This window comes from Teichococcus aestuarii (genome assembly GCF_003116135.1).
In the GTDB taxonomy this organism is placed as follows: Bacteria; Pseudomonadota; Alphaproteobacteria; order Acetobacterales; family Acetobacteraceae; genus Pseudoroseomonas; species Pseudoroseomonas aestuarii.
This window is the reverse complement of sequence record NZ_PDOA01000001.1, coordinates 216,715-230,146: the sequence shown is the minus strand read 5'-3', so window position 1 is coordinate 230,146 and position 13,432 is coordinate 216,715. Positions and strand designations below refer to the sequence as shown.

The 13,432-nt window shown below is 71.5% G+C and carries 17 protein-coding genes and 1 other RNA gene; 10 read left to right on the top strand and 8 right to left on the bottom strand.

All coding sequences use genetic code 11. The annotated features are described in order from the left end of the window. Positions 1-97: 97 nt before the first annotated feature. The 3 genes from CR165_RS01135 to hflK are packed head-to-tail and all read right to left on the bottom strand — an operon-like array spanning position 98 to position 2,497. A complete protein-coding gene (locus tag CR165_RS01135; protein ID WP_219929655.1) occupies positions 98-292 on the bottom strand; it encodes a DUF2065 domain-containing protein in 195 nt (64 codons plus the stop codon). A gap of 13 nt (positions 293-305) precedes the next feature. Then, positions 306-1,289 (bottom strand): protease modulator HflC, encoded by a 984-nt coding sequence (gene hflC / locus CR165_RS01130; protein ID WP_109515112.1) that lies wholly within the window; start codon positions 1,287-1,289, stop codon positions 306-308. Then, positions 1,286-2,497: an FtsH protease activity modulator HflK gene (hflK, locus tag CR165_RS01125; RefSeq protein ID WP_109515111.1), complete on the bottom strand. Its 1,212-nt coding sequence runs from the start codon at positions 2,495-2,497 to the stop codon at positions 1,286-1,288. The genes hflC and hflK overlap by 4 nt, the downstream gene beginning before the upstream one ends. Before the next feature lie 177 nt (positions 2,498-2,674). Between hflK and CR165_RS01120 the strand changes: the two genes are divergently transcribed. Next, positions 2,675-3,826 carry an Mrp/NBP35 family ATP-binding protein gene (locus CR165_RS01120; protein WP_109515110.1) on the top strand — a complete coding sequence of 384 codons (1,152 nt, stop codon included), beginning with the start codon at positions 2,675-2,677 and terminating at the stop codon, positions 3,824-3,826. Here CR165_RS01120 and CR165_RS01115 read toward each other — a convergent pair. From CR165_RS01115 to thyX, 3 genes are read right to left on the bottom strand one after another with little or no spacing between them, the layout of a single operon-like run. Beyond that, positions 3,816-4,031: a hypothetical protein gene (locus tag CR165_RS01115; RefSeq protein ID WP_109515109.1), complete on the bottom strand. Its 216-nt coding sequence runs from the start codon at positions 4,029-4,031 to the stop codon at positions 3,816-3,818. The two genes, CR165_RS01120 and CR165_RS01115, sit on opposite strands and share 11 nt — an antisense overlap. A 40-nt stretch (positions 4,032-4,071) precedes the next feature. Continuing rightward, positions 4,072-4,398, bottom strand: coding sequence for a hypothetical protein (locus CR165_RS01110; RefSeq protein ID WP_109515108.1), 327 nt, complete (start codon positions 4,396-4,398; stop codon positions 4,072-4,074). A 10-nt stretch (positions 4,399-4,408) separates the two neighbouring features. Further along, entirely contained in the window at positions 4,409-5,347 is a 939-nt protein-coding gene (thyX, locus tag CR165_RS01105) for an FAD-dependent thymidylate synthase (protein WP_109515107.1), read from the bottom strand. 392 nt (positions 5,348-5,739) lie between these two features. Between thyX and ssrA the strand changes: the two genes are divergently transcribed. The 9 genes from ssrA to CR165_RS01060 all read left to right on the top strand — a co-directional run bounded on the left by ssrA (position 5,740) and on the right by CR165_RS01060 (position 11,917). Then, positions 5,740-6,067, top strand: a transfer-messenger RNA (tmRNA) gene (gene ssrA, locus CR165_RS01100). A gap of 103 nt (positions 6,068-6,170) precedes the next feature. Continuing rightward, on the top strand, positions 6,171-6,704 hold the full coding sequence (locus tag CR165_RS01095) for an SspB family protein (protein WP_109515106.1): 534 nt from the start codon (positions 6,171-6,173) through the stop codon (positions 6,702-6,704). Positions 6,705-6,980: 276 nt separating this feature from the next. Beyond that, a complete protein-coding gene (locus CR165_RS01090) occupies positions 6,981-8,582 on the top strand; it encodes a fumarate hydratase (protein ID WP_109515458.1) in 1,602 nt (533 codons plus the stop codon). Between the two features lie 10 nt (positions 8,583-8,592). Beyond that, positions 8,593-8,844 carry a DUF1272 domain-containing protein gene (locus CR165_RS01085; RefSeq protein WP_109515105.1) on the top strand — a complete coding sequence of 84 codons (252 nt, stop codon included), beginning with the start codon at positions 8,593-8,595 and terminating at the stop codon, positions 8,842-8,844. A gap of 10 nt (positions 8,845-8,854) precedes the next feature. Further along, the gene (locus CR165_RS01080; RefSeq protein WP_109515104.1) at positions 8,855-9,274 is read left to right on the top strand and encodes a RidA family protein; all 420 of its coding nucleotides are present in this window, start codon (positions 8,855-8,857) and stop codon (positions 9,272-9,274) included. A gap of 2 nt (positions 9,275-9,276) precedes the next feature. Beyond that, positions 9,277-9,681 (top strand): VOC family protein, encoded by a 405-nt coding sequence (locus CR165_RS01075; RefSeq protein ID WP_109515103.1) that lies wholly within the window; start codon positions 9,277-9,279, stop codon positions 9,679-9,681. 122 nt (positions 9,682-9,803) lie between these two features. Beyond that, positions 9,804-10,160, top strand: a complete 357-nt coding sequence (locus CR165_RS01070; protein ID WP_109515102.1) for a hypothetical protein — start codon at positions 9,804-9,806, stop codon at positions 10,158-10,160. A 97-nt stretch (positions 10,161-10,257) separates the two neighbouring features. After that, on the top strand, positions 10,258-11,682 hold the full coding sequence (locus tag CR165_RS01065; RefSeq protein WP_109515101.1) for a class II fumarate hydratase: 1,425 nt from the start codon (positions 10,258-10,260) through the stop codon (positions 11,680-11,682). 10 nt (positions 11,683-11,692) lie between these two features. Next, the gene (locus tag CR165_RS01060; RefSeq protein WP_109515100.1) at positions 11,693-11,917 is read left to right on the top strand and encodes a ribbon-helix-helix domain-containing protein; all 225 of its coding nucleotides are present in this window, start codon (positions 11,693-11,695) and stop codon (positions 11,915-11,917) included. Positions 11,918-11,937: 20 nt separating this feature from the next. On the opposite strand, the gene smpB is transcribed toward CR165_RS01060, so the two are convergent. After that, positions 11,938-12,423 (bottom strand): SsrA-binding protein SmpB, encoded by a 486-nt coding sequence (gene smpB / locus CR165_RS01055; protein ID WP_109515099.1) that lies wholly within the window; start codon positions 12,421-12,423, stop codon positions 11,938-11,940. Positions 12,424-12,530: 107 nt separating this feature from the next. Continuing rightward, complete coding sequence (dapA, locus tag CR165_RS01050; protein ID WP_109515098.1) at positions 12,531-13,409, bottom strand: 4-hydroxy-tetrahydrodipicolinate synthase; 879 nt, start codon at positions 13,407-13,409, stop codon at positions 12,531-12,533. Positions 13,410-13,432: the final 23 nt, after the last annotated feature.

Below are 13,432 nucleotides of genomic sequence, written 5' to 3'. Positions count from 1 at the left end.
GGACCCGAGCATGATGGAAAAGCTGTTACAAAAAGCTTCGCCCCGGCTGCGGTTGCAACCGGGGCGGGCCTTCCTGTCACAAAGATTGGCCCGCGCCTCAGGCGCGTACCAGCAGCGTCGCCGCCACCACGGCCACCACGGCGACGCCAAGCCCGACCAGCCGAAGCCGCTCCGACGGCTGCAGGGCGAGAGTGGCCAGGGCGCGGCGCATGGCGCCGGGGAAGGCCGCGTAGAGCAGCCCCTCCAGCGCCAGCACCACCGCCATGCCGGCCAGGACCTGGAAGGCGGTCACGCCGCTATCCGGTTCAGTTGGCCGGTGCCGGGTTGGCGGGCGCCGGGCTGGCGGGCGCCGGCGCGGCCTGAGCCGCGGCGCCGTTCGGCTCCGCCTCGGCCCCTGGCGTCGGGCGCACGCCCGGCACCGGAAGGCCCGGGCGGCTCTGCCGGAAATAGCGGAAGAACTCCGAATCCGGCGTCAGCACCAGCCGGGTCTCGCCCTCGGAGAAGGCCTCCCGGTAGGCCTGCATGGCGCGGTAGAAGCCGAAGAACTCCGGGTCCCGCTGGTAGGCCTCGGCGAAGATGCGGATCGCCTCCTGCTCGCCCTGGCCGCGCAGCGTGTCGGCCTGCGCCTGGCTCTCGGCCAGGATCACGGTCCGCTCGCGGTCGGCCCCGGCGCGGACGCGCGCCGCCACCTCGGCGCCCTCGGCGCGCGCCTCGCGCGCCACGCGCTCGCGCTCCGACTGCATCCGGCTGAGGATGGCCTGGGTGTTCTCCTCCGGCAGGTCGGCGCGGCGGATGCGCACATCCTCCACCGCCACGCCGAAGCGGCGGGCCTCCTCGTTCACCTGGCGGTTGATCTCCGTCATGATCCGCGCGCGGTCGGAGGAGAGCACGGCCAGCAGCGGCTCGTTGCCGAGCACGCGGCGCAGCGCCGAGACCACCACCGAGGAGAGCCGGGCACGGATGCCCGCCTCCTGCGCGCCCACCGTCTGGAAGAACAGCAGCGGGTCGGTGATGCGGAAGCGGGTGAAGCTGTCCACGATCAGCCGGCGCTGGTCGCTCAGGATCACCTCCTCGCCCGGCGCGTCGTAGTCGAGCAGCCGGCGGTCGAAGCTGATGACCGTCTGGATGAAGGGGATCTTGGCGTGCAGGCCTGGGTCGTTGATCACCCGGATCGGCTCGCCGAACTGCGTCACCAGCACCTGCTCGGTCTGGTGCACGGTGAACAGCGAGGAGGCGGCGGTGGCGATGCCCACCAGCACCACGCCGCCCAGCAGCAGCATGCGGTTCATCGGGCGCCTCCCTGCGCGTTGGCGCGCGGCGGGTTCAGCACCGCGGGCGGGGCCGGCGGCGCGGCGGCGGCGGCGGCGCGCGGCGGGGCGGCGGGCTGCGTCGCGCCATCCAGCGGCAGGTAGGGCACCACCCCCTGCAGGCGGTCATCCACCAGGATCTTCGGGTTGCGCCGCAGGATCTCCTCCATCGTCTCGAGGTAGAGGCGGCGGATCGTCACGTCCTGCGCCACCTGGTAGGCGGAGAGGATGGAGGTGAAGCGCGACGCCTCGCCGCGGGCGCGGGCGACCTGGCTCTCCTTGTAGCCTTCCGCCTCCTGGATCATCCGCTGGCCCTCGCCGCGGGCGCGGGGGATGATGTCGTTGCGGTAGGCCTCGGCCTCGTTGCGCATGCGCTCGCGGTCGGCGTTGGCGCGCTGCACGTCGCGGAAGGTGTCGATCACCTCGGCCGGCGGCTCCACCTTCAGCAGCTGGATCTGCGCCAGCTCGATGCCCGAACCGTACTGGTCGAGGATGAACTGGGTGCCGGTGCGCACCGCCTGCTCGATCTCGGCACGCGCCTCGGTCAGCGCCGGCTGGATGGGGGTGCGGCCCACCACCTCGCGCATCACGCTCTCGGCCGCGAGCTTCACGGTCTGCTCGGGATTGCGGGTGTTGAACAGGTACTCGCCCGCGTCGCGGATGCGCCAGAACACCGCGAAGTCGATGTCGATGATGTTCTCGTCACCGGTCAGCATCAGGCTTTCCTCGATCACGTCCCGGGCGGGGACGGGACGGGTCAGCGGCGCGTCGCTGGACGCCCGGAAGCCGACATCGATGCGGTTGATGCGCGTCACGCGCGGCGTGGTCACGCTCTCCACCGGCCAGGGCAGGCGGTAGTTCAGGCCCGGCATGGTGGTGCGGTTGAAGGCGCCGAAGCGCATCACCACGCCCTGCTCGTCCGGCTGCACGCGGTAGATGCCGCTGGCGGCCCACAGGCCGAGCAGCACCACGGCGCCGATGCCGATCCACTTGCCGGTGCCGCCACCACCCGGCAGGAAGCGCCGCAGCGCGTCCTGCGCTTGGCGGATGGCCTCGTCGAGATCAGGGCCGCCGCCGGGACTGCGCCCGCCGCCGCCGCCCTGTGGCGGTTGTCCCCAAGGTCCACCGGGGCGTGGATTGCCCCAAGGGCTGCCTCCTTGGCCGGATCCGCCGCTACTGTTCCAGGGCATAGGCTGGCTGCTCTCCCGTTACGTGTGCTCCCGGCCACAGACGCTTGCGCACAGACGGTGCATGCGCGACAGGGCCGGACCATATGTCGCCCTGTCCGGGCCAAGGCGCAATCCATGCGGATCACGCCACGGCGAGGGCGGGGCCGATATTGTCCGGTATGAAGGGGTTTTCAAGCGATGTCGGAGTCACTGTCGGAGGCCGTGCGCGCGGCGCTCGCCACGCTGCGGGACCCGGAGAGCGGGCAGGACGTTGTTTCCTCCGGCATGTTGCAGGGGCTTTCGGCGCGGGACGGCATGGTGCAGTTCGCCCTCGCCGTGCCGCGCGAGCGCGCCCGGGCGCTGGAGCCGCTGCGCGCGGCGGCCGAGCGCGCGGCGGCCGCCGTGCCCGGCGTGCTCTCCGCCACCTGCGTGCTGACGGCGCACCGCGACATCCCCGCGCCAACCACCCCGCACGCGCACGGGCATGACCACGCGCATGGCGCCGCCCCGGCGCCGGGCACCGCCCGCGCCACCCGCCCCGCCCCGGGCCAGGGGCCGATGCTGCTGCCCGAGATGACCTCCATCATCGCCGTCGCTTCGGGCAAGGGCGGCGTCGGCAAGTCCACCACCGCCGTCAACCTCGCCGTGGCCCTGGCCGCGGACGGGCTGAAGGTCGGGCTGCTGGACGCCGACATCTACGGCCCCTCCCTGCCGCAGATGCTCGGCACGCGGGAGAAGCCGCGCGCCACGGGAGGGCGCATCATCCCGCTCTCCCGCTGGGGGCTGAAGGCCATGTCCATCGGCTTCCTCGTCGAGGAGGAGACGCCGATGATCTGGCGCGGGCCGATGGTGATGGGTGCGCTGGAGCAGATGCTGGGCCAGGTGGAATGGGGCACGCTCGACGTGATGGTGGTGGACATGCCCCCCGGCACCGGCGACGCGCAGCTCACCATCAGCCAGCGCGTGCCGCTGGCCGGCGCCGTCATCGTCTCCACCCCGCAGGACGTGGCGCTGATCGACGCGCGGCGCGGCGTGCGCATGTTCGAGAAGGTGAAGGTGCCGGTTCTCGGGCTGATCGAGAACATGTCCTACTACTGCTGCCCGAATTGCGGCCACACGGCCAACATCTTCGGCCATGGCGGGGCGCGGGCCGAGGCGGAGCGGATGGGGGTGGAGTTCCTGGGCGAGCTGCCGCTGAAGCTCGAGATCCGCGAACTGGCCGATGCCGGCACGCCGATCGTCATGGCGCGGCCGGAGAGCGAGGAGGCGGGGCGCTACCGCGCCATCGCGCAGCGGCTGCGGCGGAAGCTGGGCGAGGCGGCGAAGGGGCCGCGCATCGTCATGGAGTGAGGCGGCGGCGCCCCAGCCGGTAGCCGAGCCAGAGGGCGGCCACGACGAGCAGCGCCGTGGCCGCGTCATGCACCACGAAGGTGATGACGGCCCAGGCCAGGGCCAGCACCGCCCAGGCCAGCCAGAGCCCGAAGGAGATGGCCGCCAGCGCCATCATCAGCGGGAAGCCCAGCAGCAGCACCAGCAGCAGAATCACCCAGAACATCGTCCATGCCTCCCCCGCAGCCAGGGCCTGCGGGCCGTCCTCACGCGCCCCGGCGGGCGCCGGACGCGGCGCCCCTGCCCTTCTCCTGGCCGCGCATCATGCCGCGCTGCGGCGCCGTGGAGCGCCCGAGCGCGAAGCCGCCGACGCCAGTCAGCAGCAGCAGCGCGCCCAGATCGCCCACCATGGCATGCGCCAGCGGGATGCCGACCAGCAGCACCGCCACGCAGATCCACACCGCCAGCCACCGGCGCCAGGAGAAGCCGCCCAGCAGGCCCTTCAGCCGCCGCCACAGCCCGGGGCGCGGCGGCGCGGCGGCCTTGCCGCGGCGGGGCGCGCGGGCGGTGCTGCCACGGGGTGCGGCGGCCATGGCGCGGGCCTCAGGCGGCGCGGCCGAGCTGCTCCATCAGCTCGCGCCATTCCCGCTTGGAGAGGCCGCTCTGCTCCTGCGTCACCGGCTCGCCCGCCAGCAGCCGCTTCACCACGCCGAGCATCTGCGCCGAGAGGGTGACGGCGCCGAGCCGGTAGTCGCGGAACGCCTCCGCCACCGCCGGCACCCAGGCATCGAGCACGGCGAGCATCGCCTCGGCATAGACGCGGATCTCGTACTGGGCGTGCGCGTCGGCCCGCAGCCGCAGGAAGTGCAGCAGGTTGTGCAGGTCGGTCTTCCAGTACCACTGGGTGTAGGCGTTCAGCGTCAGGTTCATGCGCGCCAGCTCGCGGGCCAGGCCCTGGCGGGCGGGGTCGAGCGTGTTGCCCGCCTCGTCGAGGTTCAGCATGGCCTGGTAGTGGTCGTAGTTGCGCATGGCGTCCTGGCGCAGCAGCTCCAGCACCTCGGCCGCCTCCTGCCCTTCCAGCACATCCCCCCGCCCCTGCCGGTTGCTGGCCGACTGCGCGGCGAGCTGCGCCGGGGCGGGCAGGTAGAACTCCCGGTCCATGATGGAGTAGCGGGCCGAGTACTCGTTCACGTTGGCGGTGCGGTGGCGGATCCACTGCCGCGCCACGAAGATCGGCAGCTTCACATGGAACTTGATCTCGCACATCTCGAAGGGCGTGCTGTGCCAGTGCCGCATCAGGTAGCGGATCAGGCCACGGTCCTCGTTCGCCGCGCGGGTGCCGCGGCCGTAGGAGACGCGCGCCGCCTGCACCACCGCCGCGTCGTCGCCCATGTAGTCCACCACGCGGACGAAGCCGTGGTCCAGCACCGGCAGCGGCTCGAACAGCATCGCCTCCAGGGCCGGCACGGTGGGGCGCCGCGTCTCCGTCCGCGCCGCCTGCGCTTCCGAGAGTTCCTGACGCTGCGCGGCGGTGAGTTCCATGGGTTCAGATCCTGGGCGTGCGGAAGCCGCCACGGCCGGAAAGCCGGAAGGCGGAACCGGAGAAGGCGCGAAAGGCAGTGAGGCTCGGGGCGGTGGCCCCGGGCTCCGGGTCGCGCAGGGTCTAGCCAAAAGGGGGCCATCCCACCAGCGCCGATCTGCGGGGCCCGGTGCGCGGCACACATGCGGAAGTGCACGACCTTCACGGCATGTTGATCGCCCGGCCTGCCGTGTCCTGGTCCGGGCTCACCCGCTCATGACACCGGAGGCCCGCCCCACGCGGGCGGTCCGGTCGGCAGAGTTCCAGCACGGCCGGGGCCGGCCGCCTCCGGCACGCCAGAGGTGTACAAGCCAGAGATGTGGGGCGGGCGGGCGCGGCGCTTTTCCGGAAGCGCCCCCTCGATTTCCGCCGCGGGGCGGCCTATATCGTCGTCGTCCCCTCGGGGACTATGGCGATAAACGGCATGTGGAATAAGCGTTGCGGACCCGGGGGCAGTGCCCGGCGTCTCCACCAGCATCGCCGCCAGGGATCGTCTGGCGGGCTTCTGGGGACGAAACAGGCTCGACGCGCGTGGTAAAGCCATGTCTTTTGCCCGGCATTGTACCGCCGTTATCGGGCTAAATCACAAGTGCCAACGATAATGGTCGCGAGACCATGGCGCTCGCTGCCTAACAATAGGTAAGCGCGGTCCGGGGGGAACCGGGCAACAGAATCCCCCCACTGATTTGCCGCTCCCGTCCCTTTCCTGCGCTGGACCACTTCCCGCACCTGGGGAGCATCCGGTATGGGTCATGCGTTTTCTGGGCGTCTGCCGGGGTATGCTGCATGACGGATGAGACCAGGCAGGCGGAAAGCCTGCTGCCTTACGATCGCTGGACCGAGGACGCCATGCGCGAGGTCGCGCTGCGCGCCCTGGAACATGCGGGCGAGCACGGCCTGCCCGGTGAGCACCACTTCTACCTCACCTTCCGCACCGACCGGCCTGGCGTCGCCATTCCCGGTCACCTCAAGGCCCGCTACCCGGAGGAGATGACCATCGTCCTCCAGCACCAGTTCTGGGACCTGAAGGTCGACCGGGAGCAGGGCTTCGTCACGGCCGGCCTGTCCTTCGGCGGGGTGCCGGCGACGCTGGTGATCCCGATCTCCGCCCTGACCGCCTTCTGGGACCCGCATGTGCGGGTGGGGCTGCGCTTTCCCTCGGCCGAGGCCGCTGAGGCGGCGGCGCCTGCCGGGGCCGAGGTCGCGCCCTCTCCGATGGCGGAGCAGCCGGAGGCCGAGGCCCCTGCCCCGGCCGAGCCGGAAGGCCCCGCCCAGGTGGTGAGCCTCGACGCCTTCCGCCGCCGCCCGACCCGGGATTGAGCGGCACCGCCCTCCCCCGCTGACGCCACGGGCAGGCCCCGCTTCGGGGCCCGTGCCGGTTGGCTTGCCCGGCGGGCTGCACTACCTCTTTCCCGGCGCGACGCTGCCCGTCCGGCGGCGCCCTGCCCCTGCTGTCCTGCCTCTGCCGAGCTGCCGGAGCGTCCGATGACCCCTGACAACATTCCCCCCGCCGCCCCTCTGGCCGATACCCCGCTGAACGACACCGACGCGGGCACCCCGGTTTCCCAGCGCAGCAAGGGCTTCCAGTACTCCCCCATGCTGCCGCTGGGCGAGGACCGCACCACCTACCGCAAGCTGCCGATCGAGGGGGTGAAGGTCATCGAGGTCGAGGGCAAGAAGGTCCTCAAGGTCTCGCCCGGGGCGCTGGAGCAGCTGGCCTTCACGGCGTGCAAGGAGGTGTCCCACTTCCTCCGCCCCGGCCATCTGGAGCAGCTGGCCAAGATCCTGAAGGACCCCGAGGCCAGCGCCAATGACCGCTTCGTGGCGCTCGACCTGCTGAAGAACGCCTCCATCTCGGCCGGCGGCGTGCTGCCCATGTGCCAGGACACCGGCACCGCCATCGTCTTCGGCAAGAAGGGCCAGCGCGTCTGGGTCGAGGGGGATGAGGAGGAGGCGCTCTCCTACGGCGTGCACCGCACCTACACCGAGACGAACCTGCGCTACTCGCAGATGGCGCCGCTCTCGATGTTCGAGGAGGTGAACACCGGCAACAACCTCCCCGTGCAGTTCGACATCTACGCCTCCCCCGGCGACCACCATGCGGACGAGTTCCACATGATGTTCGTGCTCAAGGGCGGCGGCTCGGCCAACAAGACCTTCCTCTTCCAGCAGACCCGCGCCGTGCTGAACAAGCCGAAGCTGCTGGCCTTCCTGGAGGAGAAGATCAAGACGCTGGGCACCTCCGCCTGCCCGCCCTACCACCTGGCCATCGTCATCGGCGGCACCTCGGCCGAGACGACGCTCAAGACGGTGAAGCTGGCCTCCACCCGCTACCTCGACGAGCTGCCCGCCACCGGCGACAGGTCCGGCCATGGCCTGCGCGACCGCGAGCTGGAGCAGGAAGTCCACAAGCTGACGCAGAATCTGGGCATCGGCGCGCAGTTCGGCGGCAAGTATTTCTGCCACGACGTGCGCGTCATCCGCCTGCCCCGCCACGGCGCCTCCCTGCCCATCGGCATCGGCGTCTCCTGCTCGGCCGACCGGCAGATCAAGGCCAAGATCACGCCCGAGGGCGTGTTCCTGGAGGCGCTGGAGCACGACCCGGCCCGCTTCCTGCCCGAGACCACGGACGAGATCCTGGGTGGCGAGGTGGTGAAGCTCGACCTCAACCGGCCGATGGACGAGATCCGCGCCGAGCTGTCGAAGCATCCCGTGAAGACCCGCGTCTCGCTCACCGGCACCATCGTCGTGGCGCGCGACATCGCCCACGCCAAGCTGCAGGAGCGGCTCGACCGTGGCGAGGGCCTGCCGCAATACCTGAAGGACCACCCGGTCTACTACGCCGGCCCGGCCAAGACCCCCGAGGGCCTGCCCACGGGCTCCTTCGGCCCCACCACGGCGGGCCGCATGGACAGCTACGTGGCCGCCTTCCAGGCCGCCGGCGGCAGCCTGGTGATGCTTGCCAAGGGCAACCGCTCCAAGGCCGTCACCAACGCCTGCAAGGCGCATGGCGGCTTCTATCTCGGCTCGGTCGGCGGCCCGGCGGCGCGGCTGGCGCAGGACTGCATCCGCAAGGTCGAGGTGCTGGAATACCCGGAGCTCGGCATGGAAGCCGTCTGGCGCATTGAGGTGGAGGACTTCCCCGCCTTCATCGTGGTGGACGACAAGGGCAACGACTTCTACGACGGGCTGGAGTAAGAGCGCGGCCATGCTGGCGCTCCGCCCCAATTGCGAATGCTGCGACCGCGACCTGCCGCCCGATTCGCGGCAGGCGCTGATCTGCTCCTTCGAGTGCACCTTCTGCCGGGACTGCGCCACGGCGCGGCTCGGCGGGCGGTGCCCCAATTGCGGCGGAGAGCTGGTGGCCCGCCCCGTGCGCCCGGCCGACAGGCTGGCGCGCTTCCCGGCCCAGGCGGAACGGGTCCGCCGGGCGCAACCCTGCCCCGCCGCCACGGGCTGAGGAGCACCGCATGGAACGCCGCCTGATCTCCTCGGGCAGCCGCTTCGAGGAAGAGATCGGCTACTCACGTGCCGTGGTGGTGGGAGACACCGTCTATGTCTCCGGCACCACCGGCTACGACTACGCCACCATGACCATCGCCGAGGGCGTGGCGGAGCAGTGCGAGCAGACCTTCCGCAACATCGCCGCCGCGCTGGAGCAGGCCGGCGCCACGCTCGACGACGTGGTGCGCGCCACCTTCATCGTGCCGCGGCGGGAGGACTGGCCGCTCTGCTGGCCCGTCACGCGGAGGTGGCTGGGCCGGGCCCGCCCGGCCTCCACCATGATCCATGCCGGGCTGCAGACGGATGCCATGCGGATCGAGATCGAGGTGACGGCCCGGCTGCGTCCGGCGCCGCATGAGCCGGCGCGCGGCGAGGGAGGAAGCTGAGCATGCGTTTCGCGGTGGACCGGCTGGATCACCTGGTGATCACCTGCCGGGATGTGGAGATCACGGCCTCCTGGTACCAGCGCGTGCTGGGCATGGACCGCGAGGCCTTCGGCGAGCAGCGCCGCAACGCGCTGCGGTTCGGCGGCCAGAAGATCAACCTGCGCCCGGAGACGGCGACGCAGGAGGATTGGTTCACCGGCCCCGCCGCCGCCCCGGGCTGCCAGGATCTCTGCTTCGTCGTCGCCGTCACGGCGCAGGACGTCATCGCCCACCTGCACGAATGCGGCGTGACGGTGGAGCTGGGGCCGGTGGCGAAGGCGGGGGCCCTCGGCCCCATCACCTCCGTCTATTGCCGGGACCCGGATGGCAACCTGATCGAGCTGGCCACCTACGGCGCCCGCGCCTGAGGGCAGGCGGCGGCCCCGCGCCGGGCGCAGGCCCGGCGCGCCATCATCGCGCCCCTGCTTCGCCTTATTCCGGCGCCAATCGGCGCTATAGTGGGAGGATAGAGCCCAGGAGGGCGACCCACATGACCCCGTTCCGCTCCTTGTTCCTTGCCGGTGCCGCCCTGGCGGCCATTGGCCTCGCCAGCCCAGCCGCGCAGGCGGGGGACTGGCACCGCCACCGCGGTGGCGGCAATGGCGGTGCGGTCGTGGCCGGCATCATCGGCGGCCTGGCCGTGGGCGCGCTGGTCGGCAGCGCCGCCACCGCCCAGGCGGCACCGCCGCCGGCCTACTACTACGCCCCGCCGCCGCCGCCCGTGGCCTATTACGCGCCGCCGCCGGTGGCTTACTACGCACCGCCGCCCCCGCCGCCCGTGGTGTATTACGAGCCGCCGCCGGTCGCCTACTACGCGCCCCCGCCGCGCCGCCACTACGGCTGGTGAGCCGTGACCGCGCCGCGGGGCATATCCGGCGGCGTGGCAACCTGTGCGGGGTCTGCTTCGCTCCCTACCTGAACCGGACCGCAGGAAGGGACATCCCATGCCCGAGACGCACGCAGAGACCCGCACCGAGACGGACAGCCTCGGCACCATCGAGATCGAGGCTGCCCGCTACTGGGGCCCGCAGACCGAGCGGGCCCGCCGCCTGTTCCGGATCGGCACGGAGCGCTTCCCGCGCATCCTGATCCGCGCCGTGGGCCTGCAGAAGCAGGCCGCCGCCGAGGCCAACAAGGCGTTGGGCGAATTGCCGGCCGAGATCGCCGACCCCATCATCGCCGCCGCCGCCGAGATCGCCGCGGGCGAGCGCGATGCCGACTTCCCCCTTCCCGTCTGGCAGACCGGCTCCGGCACCCAGACCAACATGAACGCCAACGAGGTCATCTCGAACCGCGCCAACGAGATGCTGGGGCAGCCCCTCGGCACCCGCAAGCCGGTGCATCCCAATGACCACGTCAACCGCGGCCAGTCCTCCAACGACAGCTTCCCCACCATGATGCACATCGCCGCCACCGAGGCGGTGGAGCAGCGGCTGATCCCGGCGCTCGGCGTGCTGCGGGCGGCGCTGGAGAAGCGGGCGGCGGAATGGGGCGACATCGTCAAGGTCGGCCGCACCCACCTGATGGACGCGGTGCCGGTGACGCTGGGCCAGGAATTCGCCGCCTGGGCCGCGCAGGTGGCGCATGGCCAGGACCGGCTGCGCGGCGCCCTGCCCCGGCTGCGCCTGCTGCCGCAGGGCGGCACCGCCGTCGGTACCGGCCTCAACCGCCATCCTGACTTCGACACCGCCTTCTGCGAGCGGGTGCGCGCGCTCACCGGGCTCGACTTCCAGCCCAACCCCAACAAGTTCGAGGGGATGGGGGCGGAGGATTCCTTCGTCGAGCTGTCGGGGGTGCTGAACACCCTGGCCGTGTCGCTCACCAAGATCGGCAACGACATCCGCCTGCTGGGCAGCGGGCCGCGCTCCGGCTTCTCCGAGCTGGTCGTGCCGGCGGACGGGCTGTCCTCCTCCATCATGCCGGGCAAGACCAACCCGACGCAGTCGGAGGCGCTGACCATGGTGGCGGCGCAGGTGATGGGCAACCACACCGCCATCACCGTAGCCGGCGCGCAGGGCCACCTGGAGCTGAACGTCTTCAAGCCCGTCATCATCAACGCCACGCTGCAATCCGTGACGCTGCTGGCCGACGCCGCCGAGAGCTTCGCCCACAACATGGTGGAAAAGCTGGAGCCGAACCGGCCGCGCATCGCCGAGAACCTGGCGAAGTCGCTGATGCTGGTGACGGTGCTGAACCCGCGCATTGGCTACGACAAGGCGGTGCAGATCGGCAAGAAGGCGCTGGCCGAGAACCTGACGCTGCGCGACGCCGCCGAGCGGCTCGGCTATGTGAAGCCCGAGGATTTCGACGCCTGGGTGAAGCCGGAGGAGATGGTCAGCCCCGGCGCCACCCTGGCCGGGGCCGGGTGAGCCACCGCCGATGACCGGCGCCCACCTCCAGAAGCGCTCCTTCACCCTGGCCGGCCACCGCACCAGCGTGGCGCTGGAGCCGGCCTTCTGGGCGGCGCTGGAGGCGATGGCGGCGGCGGAGGGGCTGGCCCTCTCCGCCCTGGTGCAGCGGCTGGACGCGGCGCGGGAAGACCCCGAGCTGCCGCTGGCCAGCGCGCTGCGGGTGGCGGCGCTGCTCGGCCGCGGCGCCGGCTAGGGCCTGCCCGGAAGAGCCGTTCAGCCCTTGTCGCGCATCAGCCGGGCCTTGTCGCGCTGCCAGTCGCGCGCGGCGATGGCGTGGCGCTTGTCGGCCTTGTTCTTGCCCTCGCCCAGGCCGAGCACGACCTTGGCGATGCCGCGGTCGTTGAACAGGATCTCCAGCGGCACCAGCGTCACGCCCTCGCGCGCCACGGCGCCGGTCAGGCTCTCGATCTGCTTCTTCTTCAGCAGCAGCTTGCGCGGCCGGCGCGGCTCGAACTGCGAGACGAAGCTGCCCGCCTGCCATTCCGGGATGTAGCAGTTGAACAGCCACAGCTCGCCGTCGCGCTCGCCGGCCCAGGCCTCGGCGATGGCGGCGCGGCCGGCGCGCAGGGACTTCACCTCCGGCCCCATCAGCACCAGCCCGGCCTCGTAGGTGTCGCCGATCTTGTAGTCGAAGCGCGCCTTGCGGTTCTGCGCGGCGGTGCCGTGGGAGATCAGCGATTTCTTGCGGGGCTCGGCCATCGTTCTCTCAGTCTCGTCCCCGCCGGGGGTGGGAGGGTGGCGGCGGGGAGGCGTTGGGCAGGAAGGAACGGCGCCCGCCCCGCCCCGGTTTCAGTGCGGCGGGCGCCTCAGTTGAGCAGGCCGGCCGTGACCATGGCCGCCTTCACGCGCGCCCGGGTGGCATCGGCCACCGGCGCCATGGGCAGGCGGCAGAAGGCGGAGGACTTGGCCAGCAGGCTGGCGGCGTACTTCACCGGGCCGGGCGAGGTCTCGCAGAACATCGCGTCGTGCAGCGGCGTCAGCCGGTCCTGGATGGCCATCGCCTCCTCGATCCGCCCGGCCTCCCAGGCGGCGTGCATCTCGGCGCAGAGGCGCGGCGCCACATTGGCCGTCACGCTGATGCAGCCCACGCCGCCCGCGGCGCGGAAGGCGAGCGCCGTGTGGTCCTCGCCCGAGAGCTGGCAGAAATCGGTGCCGCAGGCGAGCCGGGTGTGCAGCGGGCGGGTCAGGTTCGCCGTCGCGTCCTTCACGCCGATGATGTTGGGGTGCTTCGCCAGCCGCGCCATGGTCTCGACCGACATGTCGATCACGCTGCGGGGCGGGATGTTGTAGATGATGATCGGCAGGTCCACCGCGTCGGCGATGGCGGTGAAGTGCAGGTAGAGGCCTTCCTGCGTCGGCTTGTTGTAGTAGGGCGTCACCACCAGGGCGGCGTCGGCGCCGGCCGCCTTGGCGTGGCGGGTCAGCTCGATCGCCTCGGCCGTGCTGTTGCTGCCCGTGCCGGCGATCACCGGCACCCGCCCGCCCGCCGCCTCGACGCACAGCGCCACCACGCGGTGGTGCTCCTCATGCGACAGGGTCGGGCTCTCGCCGGTGGTGCCCACGGGGATGAGGCCGCTGGTGCCCTCGGCCACCTGCCAGTTGACGAAATCCTGGAAGGCTTTCTCGTCCACGGCGCCGGCCTCGGTCATCGGCGTGATCAGCGCGACGAGGGATCCCTTGAACATCGGACGAGACTTTCCTTCCCGGA

What these genes read in the sequence shown, in the direction of transcription:
- thyX (WP_109515107.1), bottom strand. Translation starts at nt 5,347, where the DNA reads ATGGAACTCACCGCCGCGCAGCGTCAGGAACTCTCGGAAGCGCAGGCG.
- CR165_RS01120 (WP_109515110.1), top strand. Translation starts at nt 2,675, where the DNA reads ATGTCGGAGTCACTGTCGGAGGCCGTGCGCGCGGCGCTCGCCACGCTG.
- CR165_RS01085 (WP_109515105.1), top strand. Translation starts at nt 8,593, where the DNA reads ATGCTGGCGCTCCGCCCCAATTGCGAATGCTGCGACCGCGACCTGCCG.
- CR165_RS01080 (WP_109515104.1), top strand. Translation starts at nt 8,855, where the DNA reads ATGGAACGCCGCCTGATCTCCTCGGGCAGCCGCTTCGAGGAAGAGATC.
- dapA (WP_109515098.1), bottom strand. Translation starts at nt 13,409, where the DNA reads ATGTTCAAGGGATCCCTCGTCGCGCTGATCACGCCGATGACCGAGGCC.
- CR165_RS01095 (WP_109515106.1), top strand. Translation starts at nt 6,171, where the DNA reads ATGACGGATGAGACCAGGCAGGCGGAAAGCCTGCTGCCTTACGATCGC.
- hflK (WP_109515111.1), bottom strand. Translation starts at nt 2,497, where the DNA reads ATGCCCTGGAACAGTAGCGGCGGATCCGGCCAAGGAGGCAGCCCTTGG.
- CR165_RS01110 (WP_109515108.1), bottom strand. Translation starts at nt 4,398, where the DNA reads ATGGCCGCCGCACCCCGTGGCAGCACCGCCCGCGCGCCCCGCCGCGGC.
- CR165_RS01070 (WP_109515102.1), top strand. Translation starts at nt 9,804, where the DNA reads ATGACCCCGTTCCGCTCCTTGTTCCTTGCCGGTGCCGCCCTGGCGGCC.
- smpB (WP_109515099.1), bottom strand. Translation starts at nt 12,423, where the DNA reads ATGGCCGAGCCCCGCAAGAAATCGCTGATCTCCCACGGCACCGCCGCG.
- CR165_RS01090 (WP_109515458.1), top strand. Translation starts at nt 6,981, where the DNA reads ATGCTGCCGCTGGGCGAGGACCGCACCACCTACCGCAAGCTGCCGATC.
- CR165_RS01060 (WP_109515100.1), top strand. Translation starts at nt 11,693, where the DNA reads ATGACCGGCGCCCACCTCCAGAAGCGCTCCTTCACCCTGGCCGGCCAC.
- hflC (WP_109515112.1), bottom strand. Translation starts at nt 1,289, where the DNA reads ATGAACCGCATGCTGCTGCTGGGCGGCGTGGTGCTGGTGGGCATCGCC.
- CR165_RS01075 (WP_109515103.1), top strand. Translation starts at nt 9,277, where the DNA reads ATGCGTTTCGCGGTGGACCGGCTGGATCACCTGGTGATCACCTGCCGG.
- CR165_RS01115 (WP_109515109.1), bottom strand. Translation starts at nt 4,031, where the DNA reads ATGTTCTGGGTGATTCTGCTGCTGGTGCTGCTGCTGGGCTTCCCGCTG.
- CR165_RS01065 (WP_109515101.1), top strand. Translation starts at nt 10,258, where the DNA reads ATGCCCGAGACGCACGCAGAGACCCGCACCGAGACGGACAGCCTCGGC.